This is a genomic window from Halomonas sp. SpR8, from assembly GCF_031010195.1.
Lineage (GTDB): Bacteria > Pseudomonadota > Gammaproteobacteria > Pseudomonadales > Halomonadaceae > Vreelandella.
Genome location: NZ_JAUAMC010000006.1, coordinates 97,278 through 114,216, shown reverse-complemented (window position 1 = coordinate 114,216; position 16,939 = coordinate 97,278). Strand labels below are relative to the sequence as shown.

Sequence of the window (16,939 nt, the reverse complement as noted above, 5' to 3'; positions counted from 1 at the left end):
ATAAAAAATCCACAACTATCTCAGCCGAATATCGAGCAGGGTGAAGCGTTACCGCCTCAGGATGCTGTCGAACCCCACCTTTTGGGGGATGGGTTTCAAAACTGCCACAAACGGCACACAGATTAGCTTGCCATTCATCATATGATGGTTTTGCAAAAGGGCTCATGGGTAGACACCTCTTGTTATAGCACTTTCGCCAACCGCTATATCAGTTTGTTGGGTTTAGCACCTGCTTACATCGAAACTCAAAGATGTCAACCCTGCAAACCAAACATAGCGACGTTAATGAGCAAGTGCAATAAATGAAGCCAGTGAGTTTATTGCGATAGATAAAAAGCTGTTAATGGATTCATTTAACCTAAATATATAAGTAAGCAGCTTAATGATAGTTCTTCTCCCGCTCTACGAATAAACTATATGAGGAAACACTGCTTTTACTTCCGATTAGTGGAGGCAATAATTAATCCACAAGCAATAGCAAAACTTCTACAGTTATTCAACAGTAATTCTACAGTTTAATTGCCATTTGTAACCGCATCGACTAGTTTAGTTACACGGGTGCGCAAAAACTTTTCTACTGGTGGTTGGCCCAAACGCTCCTGAACAAAATGACTACGACTTAGCTCACTTGGTGCGCTCCGACCTCTACGTAGTTAATTTGGGTCAACCGGCAAGGAGGACATTGAATGTCGATTACATCAGAAAAGCAATTACCCGAAGCAGTCGCGGCCTGGCGCGATCCGGAAATGGACTCGGTCAAAGGCACCGAGACCCCCAAAGATCCGAACAAAGGTTATATCGCCCTGCTCGGCTGGAGCGTCAACGCGATCAAGGCAGCGCAAAAATTTGACCGCCGCTACATCGTGGTTGCTCCGGAGTGGGCCGCTGATTTCTGTACGGCGAACAACATTCCTTTCATGCCATGGGACTTTATCCGCTTGAACGACCGATCCATTGAGATCGCCGTACAGCTGAAAGAAGAAGGCGTGGATGTCGCCATCCCGCTGTTCGAAGAAACCGTTGAGTGGTCCGGTGCGATCAACTCCGTTCTCCTCGACAGCCCGCGCATGTACGGACAGTCCATTCTTTTCCGCGACAAAGCCCTGATGAAGCGCCGCGCACAGCTTGGCGGCATTCGCGTCGGGATTTTTGAAGAAGCCCACGAAAAAGAAGACATCGTTCGCTTCATGAAGCGCGTCAACCAAACGCTGCTCAAACTTGATGGCGACCCGGACGACCCGATTCACGTCAAGGCATTCGACAAAGCCGGTTGCCTCGGTCACCGCATGATCCGCACGGTCGAAGAAATCGACCATATTCCGGACGAAGAATACCCACTGCTGATGGAAAGCCACCTGAGCGGCTGGGAGTTTGCCGTTGAAGCCTGGATCCATGATGGCAAAATTCAGTTCCTGAATATTTCGGAATACGTGACGCTGGGCTATTCGGTCTTCGTACCCGCCACGGCAGAACTTGAGAGCTGGCGCAACGCGATTACCAAGCAGATCGAACTGTTGGTCAAAACGTTCGATATCAAATTCGGTTTGATTCACCCCGAATACTTCGTCACGGCGGATGGTGAGATGTACTTTGGCGAGGTTGCCTACCGCCCACCCGGCTTTAAAGCGTTTGAGCTGATCGAAAAAGCCTATGGTTTTAACGCCTATCAAGCGTCAATGCTGGTGTTCGATCCGAAAAGCACGAAAGAGGAAGTCGCCGCCTTCTTCCCCCGCGAAGTGGTCGATGCGAAAGGCTACGCCGGTTGCTTTGGGGTTTATCCTCGCCGTCGTGTGGTTAGCAAGCTGGAAATGCCCAAAGAAACGATTGAGCACCCTTACTTCGAGTCGCATGAACTTGTGGCGCCAACGGAAGAGACGGTGCCTGACCGCTCGGCCTTCGGTACTCACTGGGGCTTACTCTTCTTCTTCGGTGACGACCCCATCGTTATGCGCGATCTGTTGAAAGCGCAAGAGGATCTGGATTTCTACGTCTAGAGGTTCATGAGCGTAATACGCTGCACTGTGGGCGCGTCTATCAGTATCTGGGGGCCTCAACCCCCTAAGCTAATAGACGCGCCCTTTTATTTGTCAGTACGTAATCTGCCAGCCTGATGGGCTTAGCGATCCTGGCGCAGACTGGGTTCGACCCGCCACAGAGCATAGCCCTGTGGCGCTAAATGGCAGCAGGGGATGGAGGAATCCGTTGCAAAAGCTTGAACAGCTCCTTGATCGAGTTGGCGATCTGGCACATCAAAACGAACGCGTCTCTATCGAGATGGTCATCGATTCTATCGGCAGCCGTTCTTTTGGGCCGCTATTGATGCTGATCGGTATCACGCTATTTTCACCGCTTAGCGGCATACCTGGCATGTCGTTCTTTATGGGGTCGTTCGTATTGTTAGTAGCCGTACAAATGCTGATCGGTCGCAAAAACTTATGGTTGCCCCACTTCATCCTCAACCGCTCGATTGAGCATAGTAAACTCCAAAAAGCACTCGCTTGGCTTAGTAAGCCTGCGCGGGGCATAGACCGAATTCTTAAACCAAGATTAACCTTCCTAGTGCATAGGGGCGGCAGCTATGCAATTGCCGCGCTGTGTGTCGTCGTCGGCTTTTTTATGCCGTTTATGGAACTGGTGCCTTTCTCTTCGTCAGCCGCCGGGCTGTCTTTACTGATACTAGGACTTTCGCTGATGGCCCATGACGGGTTACTCGCCCTATTGGCGATTATTATCTTCAGCGCCACCTTCTCGCTTATCGCCGTCAACTTACTGTGATGAGCAGGCCCTTATCTCTGTTTCTTACCCCTGTTTTTTACCTCTGTTTTTTACAGAAAGACTATCGTTAATCAGCTGCGTGATCGACGTTACGCCACGATATACGAAAAATCTGACGTCATTTCTCGCGTCTCCGCAAACTGCCTAGCCGAAACAGATCCGGCCAGAACATCCTGCTCGGTGGCGGTGCCTACCCAGGAACCGTCTAATCGAGAACCTTCTAATCGATTGAGGCGCAATTAACCGTTGGGCAGCGTAATGGCTATCCTCCCCGAGTGCGCCGCTGGGCGGGCGCTGCACAGCAGGATTTTACCCTCTGGCGCTGATATTCCATCTGGGTAGGAAACCTCCCCCTGCGCCAGCGTGCAGGCGCACTCGCCACAGCTGCCGCTGCGGCATCCATAGGCAGGCTGAAGCCCAGCTTTCTCGGCGGTTTCTAACAGGCTTTCGCCCGGCTGCCAGTGGGTGGCGACGTTTGAATTGGCAAAGCTAACTTCTACCGCCTGTTCTGCGGCGGGCACTGTAAACGCTTGTGCCAGCGCTGAAGGGCCAAACGCTTCCGTGTGTATCTGCGCGGCTGATAGCCCGAGCTCTAACGCCTCCTGATGGTAGCGCTGAACAAAAGCTGCGGGGCCACACAGGTAGAGCTGCACCTCGGCAAGCGCCTGCTCGCTGAAGACCTGTTCACTAAGAACACGTGCCAGCGACACCCGACCAGCCATCCACTCTTTTCGAGCAGTCGCAGCACCCGTTACGTGGCGCCGTAAACGCAGCCCCCTCCGCTCAAGGTCGAGCAGTTCCTCACCGAAAGGCGCCTCAGCCATAGCGCGAACGCTCTGAACTAACGTCACCGGGCCACGGCCTGCAGCGGTTAACTCATGGGCCAGGCTGACTAACGGCGTAATACCGATGCCGCCGCCCAGTAGCACCCAGTGGGCGCGCTCCCCCCCGCTGGCCGCCGCTGTAAACGAACCCGTTGGTTGGCTGACGGCTAGCTCTGAGCCCACCTTCAACGCCTTGTGCAAGTAACGCGAGCCTTCGCCGTCTGCCTTGATACTGATGCGGTAGCTCTTTTCGCGGCGACTGCCGGATAGCGTATAGCTGCGCACCAGCGACGTGCCATCCAGACGCGGCACACGCAGCGTGATGAACTGCCCAGCTTCAAAAGGAGCCAGCGCTATGCCCTGCTGACAACTCTGCAAGTAGAAAGAGCGAATCTCGGGTGTCTCCTCCACCACGGCGGTCACCTGAACACGCTGTAGAGCGGAAGGCGCAAGCGCCTGCCAGGGCCCATGGGGTTCAGCCTCAACGGCTACTGCACCTGCATGACTACGCCAGCGCAAGGCCCCCGGTCGCCACACGATATGCCGCGGCGTTAAACACCAGTAGCGTTCAGCGCCGGGATAACGCGCCCCAGCGCTCTCCTCGTCCACCAGCCGCGCTTCACCGGAGAGGTGCAGCACATCGCCGCTGACAAAATCAGGTATTACCAATGCAGCGCGACCGCTGGCCAGCACGTTGCCCAGGGTGTTGAAGAACTGATTGCCTGCAAAATCAGGCAGGATCAGATCAGCCCCCTGGCGGCGAATAAACCCAGCTTGCCCACCGCGATGGGAGGCGTCCACCTGCACACCCTGGTCGGTACGCGCATAACTGCCCACAAAAGCCGTTAACGCCCGATCAATATGCGCCAGCAACGGCTCTGGCAACTGATCGAGGGTCGCATCGCGCAGGGTTAGCACGGGGCCCGGCTGGGGCTGCACCGACCTCATTGCCGACCAGTCATGAATGTACTGCGGGCAGTTGCCGAAGGCGTGAACGACTTCTAGCTGCCATTGACCTGCTGAACCCCGCAACACGCCATTGACCCGATTACGCCGGCGCGTGGGTAGCTCGATACCCAGCAGCCCCAGGCTAGCACCGCTGGTAAGCAGCGGTATAAGGGGGTCATCTGCAGGCGGCGTTACGGCGAGATCAAGCCGTGTTTCGTCAGAAGCCTGAACGAACCCCGGCGCCCCCTCCAGCAGCGTGATCCACGGCCAGCCGTCACTGTCCTCCGCGGCCGCAGCCACAAACGGCAGTTGAGGAAAAAAGTGCTGCAGCTGAGGCGTTAGAAAGGGCCGCATCACCTTGCTGCCAATCTGCGCCATCTGTTGCTCCACCCCGACCACGCGCTGTAGGGCAAGCTCGCCCGCGTGCCACGGGCTGATAGTGACGGCGTTTTCCACTCTCGACTCCTGGCGGGCAGATCGCCCGCTCCGTGTTAAGGCGTTGTGTCAGTCAGCTCAGTTCACCAGGCCTACTTGGGTAACCGCCATAGGCACAAAGCCTGCCAGCGCTTCGATACGCTGCAGCCATGCACGGATATGCGGGTAGGGTTCCAGCGACACATTGCCTTCGGGGGCGTGAGCGATATAGCTGTAGAGCGAAACCTCCGCCAGCGTGGCCTGCTCTCCCGCCAGGAAGGGCTGATCAGCCAAGTGAGCATCGATAATTTCAAACAGCGCGTGAGCATCGGCAATCAGCGGTTCAGGTTCGAACGGAGCATTAAAGACCGTCACCAAGCGCGCCTTCATAGCGGAGTTCGCCAAAGGCCCTGCCGCCACGGAAAGCCAGCGCTGCACCTGGGCTTGAATCAGCGGATCGTCCGGCAGCCAGCGGCCAGCGCCCTGCCCAGAACCATAGCGGCGCTCCAGATAGACCAGAATGGCATTGGAATCCGCCAGGATTACCCCCTGATCATCGAGCACCGGCACCTGTGCGAAGGCGTTCAAATTCAGGAAAGGCGGCGCTTTGTGCTCGCCCGCAGCGAGATCGACTTCAATAAAAGTGGCGGGCAAGCCAAGCAGCGAAAGCATCAGCTCGATACGGTGGCAATGACCGGAAAGCGGGTGGCGATAAACCTTGATAGCGTTGGACATGGGTTGGCTCCCTGAATTAGCTGTTTAAGGACCGGCGAACGTCAAAGCCGTTTAGTGACGTTGCCTATCCTGAGCGAAAACAAGAAGCGCAAGAATAGTGATTTTGAACAACAGAAAATTGCGCTGAATGAAATAATCAGTCGGCTAACTGCTGCCGCAGCCAGGGGGTCGCGAGTTCCAAAAATGCCATAACGCTGGCAGGTGCCCGTATGCCAAGGGCGTAGGTCAACGCCAGGGAGTGCGCCGCTGGCCAGAGTGATTCAGCGACAGGTTCGAGCAGCCCCTGCTGGCAAGCCCGGCGCGCCTCTAGCTGATAGCAGCATACGATACCCGCCCCCTCAATGGCGGCCCGCAGCGCGGCACTAGATGTGCTAATGGTCAGCCTCGGTTCAAAGCGCAGGGATTGGCCTCCAGCCAACCGCCAAACGGGCGCCAGCCCCTCCTGTGAGCAGTGAATAAGCGCGTGGCGGGCCAGGCTACTCAGGCTATCCGGCCGCCCTGCCTTATTTAGATAGCGGGGGCTGGCAAATAAGCCAATGCGCAAATCGCCCAGCTGCCTGGCGTAAACGGCGGCAGGCAGTGGCCCGCGCATCAGGTGAAGGTGCGGCGGTGCTTGCGTTCCAACTCGATGGGGGTGCTCATCGGCCAGCAGGCAGACCTTCAATACGGGGTGCTGCGCTTGCAACCGCAGCAACAGCGGCAGCAGGAGGGGTTCTATCAACGTCTGGGGCGCCTGCAAGCGTAGCGTGCCGTTAAGCTCGCGGTGCTCCTGACGCGCGCTGGTTTCGGCGTCGGTTACCGCGTGGATCAGCGGGGCGGCGTGTTCGCGCAAACGCTCGCCCGCCGCCGTCAATGTACTCCCCCTGGCCGAGGTAGTGATCAATGCGACACCCAGGCGCTGCTCCTGAGCTCGCAGCAGGCGATGGAGCTTGGGCGCTGACACGCTACTCGCTTCAGCCGCAGCTTGCACGCTGCCGTGCCTGGCGACGGCAGATAGCGCCATTATGGCCTCAAAGTGCAGCGGCGATTCAGGGGAGAGCGCCATGGTCAGCTGCGGTAGGCGAGCGCCGGGTCGGCACGCAGCCGCTCGGCAAGAAAATCAACGAAGGTGCGCACGCTGGCAGCGCGCCCACGGCCTGCCGTTACCCAAATATTGATAGGAATGGCCACTGGCTCGAAGCGCGTTAACACTCGCTGTACCCTACCTTCAGCTTCACTGGCAGCCACCTGGTAAGACAATAGCCGCGTAAGCCCGGCACCCGCCTCGGCCGCCGTTAACGCCGCGTGAATAGCGCTGATGCGCAGCCGTGGCGAGGGCGTTACCTCAATGCGCTTGCCCTCCTCCTCAAACCACCAGTGGCCACTCAAGTTGCCGCCTTCAGCTACCACCGTGGGCAGCGTTTCCAGTTCAAGGGGATGTGTTGGTTCACCGTATTGGGCTAACCACTCGGGGCTGGCGCAAACCACTTGGCGCACTTCACCAACCGGCACGGTCAAGTGTTGGCAATCCTCAGGCACATGCCCGATGCGCACCGCCACATCGACGCCCTCCTCCTGCAGGTTAACCGGCCGATCGATCAATTCGGCGCGCACCTGCACCTCCGGGTATTGATCCAGATAAGCGACGATTTGCGGGGTAACGAAGTACTCACCAAACAGCACCGGCGCGGTCACGTTTAAAAGACCACGTGGGGTGAGATAGCTACCGGACGCGGCGGCCTCGGCCTCGGAAAGCTGCGCAAGCACCTGCTGAGCATCCTCCAGATAACGACGCCCCGCCTCCGTCACGTGTACCTGCCGCGTAGTGCGCTGTAACAACGCAACGCCCAGGCGTGCTTCAAGCGCCGCCACCGCCCGAGTCACCCGAGGAGGCGACAGTTCAAGCTGCCGCGCGGCAACCGAAAAACTCTCTAGCTGAGCCACCGCCGCAAACACACGCATCTCTTCGAATCTATCCAAGGCAGCTCCAGGAGTAGTTATAAAAATAGCTATAAGAATAGTTATGAGAATAGCTATAGGGAGCACTAACGATATTCTACACAGCCGCTAAGAGGTTACATATCGTAGAGCTTTATCATGCTTTAGTTTGAGCTAGAACGTTGAAAAGGAGCGCATACAGACATCAGCTCACTTAGGCCGCCTATGCTAGGCTAAACGAATCAACAAGATTGTTCAGCACGTCATCTCAGGTGCTTTTGGCTAACAGGGTTCCCAGCGTTTTCAGTGTGTTTATTACCGGATGACTCCCGCCTATGGCCGTTGACCTGCAAGCGCTCTACCCTAAGCTGATTCACCTGATGCTGGACACCGTCTTCGTGGTCGATGTAGACGACCAAATCCTCTTTGTGAGCGATGCCTGTGAGTCACTGCTCGGTTATGTATCCTGCGAGTTGATTGGCACCCAGATCACCCAGTACATGCATCCTGACGATTTAGCAGCCACTCGGGACTCCATTGTCCGCGTAATGGACGGCAAGCCCCACGTCGATTTCCGCAACCGCTACATCCGCAAGGACGGTGGTATCGTGCATATCCTGTGGTCTGCCCGCTGGTACGAGGACGAGGGCGTACGGATCGGTGTCGCGCGAAACGTCACGGCGCTTATGCAGGCCGAGGAGGAATTACGCTATCTCGCCCACCATGATCCACTGACAAAACTGCCCAACCGAGCGCTATTCTATAATCGGCTGATTTCTGGCCTGAGTGTGGCCCATCGCTACCAGAGCAACCTGGCGTTGCTGTTTCTGGACATTAATGACTTTAAAGACATCAATGATGTTCATGGGCATGCTGCAGGTGACCGAGTACTCTGCACGGTGGCACGACGGCTGGAAGGCTGTGTACGAGAAGCAGACACGGTGGCCCGGATGGGCGGAGATGAATTCACGGTTCTATTGACGGATATCAAGTCGGCAAATGCCGTTGCGGAAAAGGTAGCGCAAATAATGATGGTTATCAGCGCGCCGCTGGGCCCTGAATTTGGCGATGTGCACATGCCATCCTGCAGTATCGGTGTGGCCTGTTACCCCGCAGATGGAAAAGACGCCGATTCCCTGCTAAGCCACGCCGATAGCCATATGTATCAGATCAAAAGACACAGCCGTTAAGGTAGCCAGCTTGCGGAAAACCACTATTGATCCGCAGCCCACTTAAGCAGCCTGTGCTAGTCTAAATTAATGGGAAAATAATCAGGTATACGAACGAATATGACAAAGCATCGATGTTGGGTGTAAATGCCGCTAACGCCCCTTAGCTGAAGTGCCGAATAATGCAGCAGGCGCGCGAAATTTTGATATACAGCCTATTTTAAATTACAAACCATTAATATCAATGACTTAGATCATATTTCGCAGACTGCATTTGTCGGATGAACGTGCCGCCAAGTTCATCCAATCATAAGATGGGCAGTCTAATACCTGTTGGGCATGCAGAGATTCACTATGGATATTCGCCAGGTTGAGCAGAAAGAAATTGGAGGCGTTCTAGACCTGATCGATGAATATGATCGACCTCGTTCGCCAAGGCCATCGGATGAAGACATGCGCAGCATTTACAACGCTATACTGGAAAGCGGCGGGTGTGTAGTCGGTGCTTTTTCCACCAGGGATATGGTCGGCACTTGTACCGTAAACGTTTGCGCAAACCTGAGTTGGTGTGGCCGCCCATACGCGATCATAGAAAACGTAATTGTTTCCAAGAGTCACCGAAATCAGGGTATAGGAAAAGCTGTCCTTGAGTATGCAATGGAATTCGCACAGCAAGCTGGTTGCTATAAAGCGGCGCTCATGACTGGCTCCAAAGACCCTGCAACCCATAGTTTCTACGAGTCAGCAGGCTTTAGCGCGAGCAAGCAAGGATATCAGGTACGGTTCAATGCTTAACAAAGCCATCAAATATGCTCCCTGCGATCGCCGGACCTCGTTTCACTCGGCCGTTTATTCCGGGCGTTAAACTTTCAATTGGGTTTAGTGATGAATATTGAGATCGTAGAAAAAGCAGATCACCTTAAGCTGATAGAAATCTGGGAGGCATCGGTCAGAGCAACCCACGACTTCTTAGCTGAAGATTATCTACAAGAATTAAAGCCGTTAATTCTGAAGCAGTACTTTGACGCTGTTGATTTAAGGTGCGCTAAAAACAGCAATGGTGAAATACAGGGATTCTGCGGCGTGCATGACGGTAATATTGAAATGTTGTTTATTTCACCTGATGTTCGCGGAAAAGGCATTGGTGCAATGTTGGCGGCCCCTGCTCTCAAAGAGCAGGGGGCGACAAAAGTCGATGTAAACGAACAAAATGAGCAGGCGCTAGGTTTTTACCAGCATATTGGTTTTAAAGTGACGGGGCGCTCCCCAGTCGATGGGCAGGGTAAAGCCTATCCGCTGTTGCATATGGCGTTATAAAAATTTAACAAGGCCAGCCAAGGCAACGTCTTTTTCGCTGCGGCTTCACTACAAAGCCGCGCATTCTGGCGGCTTTAAAGCGCTATATCAGTGACACCTAAAAGACCGTTCTTGGCCGATACCGGCATTCACACCGGAATGCCGCCTGACTGCTATCCACCATTAACCCTGACGACCTTTCCTTAGCTTTTTCCAAACCTGTGAAAATACGACCAACAACAGTAGCGCGATAATTCCCTGCGAGATAGGTCGAACGAATAGGGAGCTCACGTCGTCTTGAGAGAGCAGCATTGCCAAGCGTAGATTTTGTTCCGCCATTGGCCCTAACAGCACTCCCAGCACTACGGGAGCAAGGGGGAAGGCGAGGCGATGGAGTAGATAGCCGAGCAGCCCAAAGCCTAACATGACATACAGATCCGTCATGTTGCCTTTGACGGTATACACCCCCACCGCCATTAGCACCAAGGTTGTGGGAACCAACAGGGCGGTCGGCATACGCAACACCTGGGCGAACAGGCGGGTAGCGACCATGCCGCCCAGTAGCAGAAGTAGCATCGCTGTTAGCAGCATCTGCCACATAAAGCCGAAGACCACATCAGGCGACTTCGTAAACAGTTGTGGTCCGGGCTGGAGTCCATGAATCATCAGCGCACCGAGTACCAGTGCAGCGACTAAATTACCCGGAATCCCTAGCGTTAAGGAAGGAATCATCGCCGAAGCATTGTCGGCACTGTTGCCTGATTCCGCTGCGGCAACCCCCACCGGGTTGCCAGTACCGAAAGAGTCAGGGTTAGCGGACTTGCGCTTCGCTTCGTTATAACTCAGCAAGGCTGCTAGGTTACCGCCAGCACCTGGCAAAATGCCCACACTGACGCCTATCAGCGATGAGCGCGTCCAAGTGCGCCAGTGCTGACGTATCAATGTCAGTGCATTCCCAGTCGCATCGACTTTGAAGCTACCTTCATCGTAGTAGGTGGCGTTGCGTTTCTCGGCCATTTCCAGCACTGGCGGAATCGCGTAGAGGCCAATCAGCACAATGATCAGGTCGAACCCACCGCTGAGGTAGAGCGATCCGAAAGTGTAACGCTCCATGCCGCTGATGGTGTCGACCCCCACCAGTCCGATGATAATGCCAAACAGAGCGCTGAGCATGCCCTTGCTGATATCACTGCCCACCAACACGGCGATGCTTACCAGACCAAACACGGCCACCCAAAAATACTCGGTGGGCCCAAAAGCGAGGGTGACCTGTGCCAACAGAGGAGCTAGCGTCATTAGCGCTATGGCGCTGACAATTCCCCCAACGGCTGACGACCAGCACGCCGTCTTGAGGGCCAGCCCGCCCTGCCCGTTGCGTGTCATGGGGTAACCATCGAAGGTCGTCGCGATGGCCGCTGGCGTTCCCGGGATTTTTAGTAAGATGGCCGGAATGGCGCCACCGTACATCGAGCCATTGTAGATACCTGCTACCAACCCTAAAGCGATCACAGGATCAAAGCCATAGGTCAGGGGAAGCATAAGAGCGATGGCCATCACCGGATTGAGCCCCGGTAGGGCGCCGATCAAAATGCCCACCAGCGTACCCACTAACAGACTGACCAGGGAGCCAAGCTGCAGGACTACGGGGAGAGCGTTGAACAGGGAATCAAACATAGCGTGTCACCCTATTTAGGAAACCAGGAAAAATTCGACGGGCAAGGGCCGTTTCAGCACGATCGCAAACAGCCCATATAACAGGATGATGAAGCCCACCGTAATACCTAGAACCACGCTGGGGCGCCTTTCACCGAGCACCAGCGCCAGTAGCATGATGAACAGCGTGCTAGTGGAGTAGAAACCCACCGTTGGCATGGCCAGGTAATAGATCAGGCAACAGGCGACTGTCGCCATAAACCGTCCAGGGTGATCAATTAAGGGGGTCGCGATACTGCTCGATTCACTTGCTCCCAGCGTCTGCCTAACGCCTTTAAAGATTAAAGGAAGTGAGAAAAGGCACATCAGCATGCCTACCCCCATAGGTACGTAAGCTGCGCCGGCATCAAAGCCATTCCCCACCCAGACCACCGTACAGCCGAGGATGAGGAAGGCGACGCCAGAGATAATATCTCTGAAGTTCATGAGCAAATTACCGTCCAGTCAGCATGGATTAGTTTTTCTTAAGACCAAGCTTGTCGAGTGTCTCGCCAATCGCTTCGGTTTCCAGTTGCAGACGCTCACGAAGCGTTTCACCACGGACAAGGTTGAGTGTTTCACCTTGAGCAGCCAGGAACGCTTGGAACTCGGGATGCTCTACAGCCCTTTCGACGGCGTCGGCGATGACATTAACGCGGTGCTCATCCATGCCCTCAGGTGCCAGCATCATGCGCCACAATACGGTTTCCAGCTCAGGATGGCCGAGTGCCGTAAGGCCTGATGCTTGAGGGAGGGCCTCGTTATCGTCGGCGGAGGTCACGAGCAGACACTTGGCCTTGCCGTCCTCTACATAGGGGAGCACCGGCGTGATAGAGCCACCGTAGATGTCCACATGCCCCCCAAGGAAGTTTTGCAGCGTCTCACCGGCGCCGCCGAACGGAATGGGGCGTGCTTCAATATCCGTGGCTTCGAAAATACGCTCTGCCGCCAAGCGCATGGTTCCTCCAACACCGTCGTTACCATAGGTGTACTGACCGGGGCTGCTCTGTAGCTCCGCAAGGAACTCCTCACCCGTTTCAGCTGGGAAGTCTGGGGCTACACACATGGTGTAGGCACTCTGAGAAGTGCTGGTGATGGGGGTCAATGTTTCGTACGAGTACTGAACACGCTGCATGTGCGGCACGGTGGTAATAGGGCTATTCCAGGTAGAGAGCAGTGTGTAGCCATCGGGCCTGGCACGGGCAATCTGGTTCACCCCAATAGCGCCACCTCCCCCGGCGACATTCAGCACAGCCAGTGACGCTCCCAACTCCTCCTGAAGGTACTGGTTAAGCATGCGTGCCACGTTGTCAGTGCCGCCGCCAGCGGGTGCCGGTACGATAATTTCAATGGGGCGATCCGGATAGTCGTCAGCCATGACAAGCATAGCGGTCAACGCTGACAGTGCAACAACAGACGTAAGCTGTAATGTTTTCATTGTTAGATACCTTTCTTTGGAAGTGCAGGGTGTTAAGGCGTGCATCAGGAGTGATCTCATGCGGGTTGATCGCCGAGGGTGACACGGTAGCGGAACCGCTCAGGCCGTCCGTGTACGCGGCGAAACTCGATGACTCTGCCTGCGGGATTGCGGGCAATGCGCTGGATGACAGCGACCGGTGCTTCTGGCGCTAGTTCCAATTGCTTGGCACTGATCTCGGTAGCAATCCCGAACGAAAGCTCGTCTGTGGCCGACGAGATTAAAATCCCGAATTTCTCCAGAAATACGGGATATAACAAAGGGCCCACCGCTTTTAGATTTAGCGACAAGAGCTCTTCGAAATCGGGCAGGCGTAGGTAAACCTCTTCAAACAGCATCGGTTCGCCTGACCAGAGGCGAACGCGCTCCAGTTTTATGCAATGTCTGGCCGAGTCTGCCCCAAAGGCTTTCTGTACCTCAGGAGGAAGGGGGACTTCCTGGCAGTTAAGAATTCGGCTTTCTGGAATGACGGGGATATCGGAGTCGTCCACGTCATGAACATGGAAGAAGCGAAACAGGTCGGCTCGGAAAGCAGGTTGCTTAACGAAAGTGCCAGTGCCGCGCCGACGATCCAACAGCCCCTCATCGACCAACTGCTTCAGAGCCATCCGCATGGTGGCCAAAGCAACGCCATACTCTTCGGCCAAACGGTTCTCCGAGGGAATCATGTCGCCTGGTTTCCACTCCCCATTGGCGATCCTTGACCCTAATTGATCGCGGAGTTTGGCATACAGAGGTAATCTTCCGTCCGTATCAGCAGTGAATCTGGATTGCATAGGGTCACCCAATGGTTATCTTTGATTTCTTGAGGTCATTGAAGACCCGTGTATACTTCTAGTCAACCAGTTCTCTAGAGAACTAGACTTATGTATAACAAGCTAGCCGATGCGAAATCTCCAGGTATAACGTTATGAGGTGCCAAAAGTGAAAGCAGGTTTTGATTGTCATGCTCATGTTTACGGGCCTGTTAACAACGTCCAAGGGTCAAACTACAGCCCCGCCCGTCCTGCGCCGCTTGTGGATTGGCAAGAACATCTCGTCAGCTGCCAATTAAGCGGTGGCGTATTGGTGCAACCGAGCTTTCTGGGCAATGACAATCGGCAACTGCTTGAAATTCTTTCCAAGCTGGATCACTCATATCGTGGCGTCGTTCAGCTAGCCAAGGAGACAACGCTTAAGGAAATAGCCGCGCTTGATGCTGCTGGTATTGTGGGGGTGAGGTGGAATCTCATCGAGGGGCGAAGCGAATTGCCCAACCTCAAGGATCCTCAATGGATAGACTTTCTGGATCATCTTAAAGCCATGGACTGGCATCTTGAGCTGCACCTGGAAGGCAACCGGCTGCCTGAAATTTTTCCAGCGTTACATGAGCATGGCGTGAAGTTAGTCATCGATCATATTGGCCTACCCGTTGAGGCCGTGCCAATGCAAGACCCAGGCTGTCGTCTGATACTTGAGGCCGGGCAGGCAGAACGAACCTGGGTGAAGCTCTCGGCCCCCTATCGCTCACCGGTGGCCGACCTAAAGCCGCATGTTCAAGCTCTATTACATCATCTTGGGCGCGATAAATTGGTGTGGGGCAGCGACTGGCCGTGGACGCGGCATGAGGATAAACATACTTACCGCGATACTTACGGTTGGCTCAATCACTGGATTAGCGATGCTGATGATCGCCAGCACATTCTTGATACGAGCCCTCGCTCCTTGTTTCGGCTAGGTTCTTTGTATAGCAAGCGCTAAAGAAAGCTGAAATAGCGCTATATTCGTAGCAGAAAACCGCAGCTGCCAACTGCTACTCTCCTTTTTCCATTACGTCCTCGCCCTACTCCATTCAGGGCTCAGTCAGGCATTGGCCGAGCTGCAGTGTATCCCTGCCCGCTAAGGCTGCCCCTAAAGATTTGCATTCAATTTGTCTGCGCCCAGCTTGGCGTAATCGGCCTATAACTCCTACGTTGTTATAGAAGCTGTTTAAAGACGGGACGTGAAAAAAACAACGGGAGACGTAACGATGGATGCACTTGCGCGCAAGCTGGGCCTCAAGACGGATCCCACCATATTTTTCACCTCTGCTGGGATTATGATCCTTTTTTTAGTGGCGCTGTTGATTGCGCCGGGCCCCATAGGCGAAGCCTTCGGGGCGGGGCGGCAATGGATCGTTACTAACCTTGGCTGGTTTTTTATTTTCGGGGTAACAAGCTGGGTAGCGTTTCTGCTGTGGGTGGCGATTAGCCGTTTTGGGTCGATTCGACTGGGGGGCAATGATGCCAAACCGGCGTATACCAACGCCTCCTGGTTCGCCATGCTATTCGCTGGCGGTATCGGCACGGTGTTGATGTTCTGGGGGGTCGCCGAGCCGATTTCCCACTTTGCAGCTCCCCCGCGGCCAGATGTGGAGCCCTTCTCTGTAGACGCCGCTGACGATGCTATGAGCTTTTCGATCTACCACCTGGGGCTGCATACCTGGGCGATTTTCGCTATGCCGGGGCTGGCGTTTGCGTACTTTATCTATCGTTACAAACTGCCGATGCGTTTTAGCTCGGTATTCTTCCCATTTTTAGGCGATCGCATTTACGGCCCCATCGGCAAAACCCTGGATATCTTTGCCATTCTCGGCACCCTGTTTGGCGTGGCGGTTTCTATCGGTTTGGGCACCCAACAAATCAATGCGGGTCTAACAGAGCTGTTTGGTGTTCCGGATGCCGTCATAACGAAGGTGCTGATCATCGCCGTACTGACCACCGTCGCCGTGGGATCTATCGTGGCGGGGCTGGATTCAGGCGTGAAACTGCTCTCCAATATCAATATCGGCATGGCTGTTGGCCTGCTGTTTTTCGTGCTGTTTACCGGCTCTACCGTTTTCCTTTTACGCGCCGTTGTCGAAACCTTTGGGCTGTATATTACCAATCTGCTGCCCATGGCTTTCTGGAATGACACCCTGGCACGCTACTCCAGCGAAGGAGGCGCCTGGGGGTGGCAAGGTAGTTGGACGGTGTTCTACTGGGCCTGGACCGTCACTTGGTCACCGTTCATCGGCATCTTTGTAGCGCGGATTTCTCGCGGTCGCACCATTCGCGAGTTTGTGCTGGGCGTGCTGTTCGCCCCTTCCATTTTTACCCTGATCTGGTTTGCGATCTTCGGCTGGTCGGCGATGGAAATTGACGGCATTGGAGCCGGTGCCCGGGCAGCCATGGGCGAGCAAGCCGGTACCATATCCGCAGCCGTCGCCGAAAGCATTCCGCTCGCCATGTTTGCGTTTTTTGAGAACTTCCCCGCCGCTACCTTGATTCAGGGCCTGGCGGTGGTGATCGTCGCCATCTTCTTTGCCACCTCATCAGACTCCGCCTCGCTGGTCGTCGATATGCTGTGTACCGGAAGCGAAGACCCCGGCCCATGGCACCAGCGGGTATTCTGGGGTGTCTCTGAGGGCATGTTGGCCGCCATGCTGATCGTGCTAGCAGGCGAGGCCGGGCTTACCGCACTACAGGAGGTCATCACCGTTATCGGCCTGCCGATGTTTATTTTGGTGTTTATCATGATGTTCGCACTGTACCGCGGCCTCTCCCAAGAGGAGCTCGGTGAAGTGCAGGTAGGCCGCCCACCCAAACAGGAAGAGCTAAGGCCGGGAGACTAGATGAAAAAAAACAGGGGCCTGCGAGAAATCGCAGGCCCCTGTTTTCATTTTCAGCTGGAGC

At 55.0% G+C, this 16,939-nt stretch carries 15 protein-coding genes; 7 read left to right on the top strand and 8 right to left on the bottom strand.

Features of this window, described 5'->3' with window-relative positions; genetic code table 11:
- Positions 1-746 precede the first annotated feature (746 nt).
- Positions 747-1,994: an acetyl-CoA carboxylase biotin carboxylase subunit family protein gene (locus tag QT230_RS13260; protein ID WP_374694466.1), complete on the top strand. Its 1,248-nt coding sequence runs from the start codon at positions 747-749 to the stop codon at positions 1,992-1,994.
- A gap of 208 nt (positions 1,995-2,202) precedes the next feature.
- Positions 2,203-2,775: an exopolysaccharide biosynthesis protein gene (locus tag QT230_RS13255; RefSeq protein ID WP_308322341.1), complete on the top strand. Its 573-nt coding sequence runs from the start codon at positions 2,203-2,205 to the stop codon at positions 2,773-2,775.
- A gap of 239 nt (positions 2,776-3,014) precedes the next feature.
- Here QT230_RS13255 and QT230_RS13250 read toward each other — a convergent pair whose 3' ends face one another.
- From QT230_RS13250 to QT230_RS13235, 4 genes are all read right to left on the bottom strand, one after another.
- Entirely contained in the window at positions 3,015-5,003 is a 1,989-nt protein-coding gene (locus QT230_RS13250) for a pyridoxamine 5'-phosphate oxidase family protein (RefSeq protein WP_308322340.1), read from the bottom strand.
- 57 nt (positions 5,004-5,060) lie between these two features.
- Positions 5,061-5,696: a glutathione S-transferase gene (locus QT230_RS13245; RefSeq protein WP_308322339.1), complete on the bottom strand. Its 636-nt coding sequence runs from the start codon at positions 5,694-5,696 to the stop codon at positions 5,061-5,063.
- A gap of 136 nt (positions 5,697-5,832) precedes the next feature.
- On the bottom strand, positions 5,833-6,741 hold the full coding sequence (locus QT230_RS13240; RefSeq protein WP_308322337.1) for a LysR family transcriptional regulator: 909 nt from the start codon (positions 6,739-6,741) through the stop codon (positions 5,833-5,835).
- A 2-nt stretch (positions 6,742-6,743) separates the two neighbouring features.
- On the bottom strand, positions 6,744-7,655 hold the full coding sequence (locus QT230_RS13235) for a LysR substrate-binding domain-containing protein (RefSeq protein ID WP_308322336.1): 912 nt from the start codon (positions 7,653-7,655) through the stop codon (positions 6,744-6,746).
- Between the two features lie 293 nt (positions 7,656-7,948).
- Between QT230_RS13235 and QT230_RS13230 the strand changes: the two genes are divergently transcribed.
- From QT230_RS13230 to QT230_RS13220, 3 genes are all read left to right on the top strand, one after another.
- Positions 7,949-8,803: a sensor domain-containing diguanylate cyclase gene (locus QT230_RS13230; protein WP_308322335.1), complete on the top strand. Its 855-nt coding sequence runs from the start codon at positions 7,949-7,951 to the stop codon at positions 8,801-8,803.
- A 333-nt stretch (positions 8,804-9,136) separates the two neighbouring features.
- Positions 9,137-9,577 carry a GNAT family N-acetyltransferase gene (locus tag QT230_RS13225; protein WP_308322334.1) on the top strand — a complete coding sequence of 147 codons (441 nt, stop codon included), beginning with the start codon at positions 9,137-9,139 and terminating at the stop codon, positions 9,575-9,577.
- A 90-nt stretch (positions 9,578-9,667) separates the two neighbouring features.
- Positions 9,668-10,099, top strand: a complete 432-nt coding sequence (locus tag QT230_RS13220; RefSeq protein WP_308322333.1) for an acetyltransferase — start codon at positions 9,668-9,670, stop codon at positions 10,097-10,099.
- Positions 10,100-10,261: 162 nt separating this feature from the next.
- Here QT230_RS13220 and QT230_RS13215 read toward each other — a convergent pair whose 3' ends face one another.
- The 4 genes from QT230_RS13215 to QT230_RS13200 are packed head-to-tail and all read right to left on the bottom strand — an operon-like array spanning position 10,262 to position 14,023.
- Positions 10,262-11,752, bottom strand: coding sequence for a tripartite tricarboxylate transporter permease (locus tag QT230_RS13215; RefSeq protein ID WP_308322332.1), 1,491 nt, complete (start codon positions 11,750-11,752; stop codon positions 10,262-10,264).
- Between the two features lie 15 nt (positions 11,753-11,767).
- Positions 11,768-12,217 (bottom strand): tripartite tricarboxylate transporter TctB family protein, encoded by a 450-nt coding sequence (locus QT230_RS13210; RefSeq protein WP_308322331.1) that lies wholly within the window; start codon positions 12,215-12,217, stop codon positions 11,768-11,770.
- A gap of 28 nt (positions 12,218-12,245) precedes the next feature.
- Complete coding sequence (locus QT230_RS13205; protein ID WP_308322330.1) at positions 12,246-13,208, bottom strand: tripartite tricarboxylate transporter substrate binding protein; 963 nt, start codon at positions 13,206-13,208, stop codon at positions 12,246-12,248.
- Positions 13,209-13,264: 56 nt separating this feature from the next.
- Positions 13,265-14,023 carry a GntR family transcriptional regulator gene (locus QT230_RS13200; protein ID WP_308322329.1) on the bottom strand — a complete coding sequence of 253 codons (759 nt, stop codon included), beginning with the start codon at positions 14,021-14,023 and terminating at the stop codon, positions 13,265-13,267.
- Between the two features lie 148 nt (positions 14,024-14,171).
- On the opposite strand from QT230_RS13200, the gene QT230_RS13195 reads away from it, so the two are divergent.
- Both QT230_RS13195 and QT230_RS13190 read left to right on the top strand, forming a co-directional pair.
- Positions 14,172-14,987, top strand: coding sequence for an amidohydrolase family protein (locus tag QT230_RS13195; protein ID WP_308322328.1), 816 nt, complete (start codon positions 14,172-14,174; stop codon positions 14,985-14,987).
- Between the two features lie 268 nt (positions 14,988-15,255).
- The gene (locus tag QT230_RS13190; protein WP_308322327.1) at positions 15,256-16,878 is read left to right on the top strand and encodes a BCCT family transporter; all 1,623 of its coding nucleotides are present in this window, start codon (positions 15,256-15,258) and stop codon (positions 16,876-16,878) included.
- Positions 16,879-16,939: the final 61 nt, after the last annotated feature.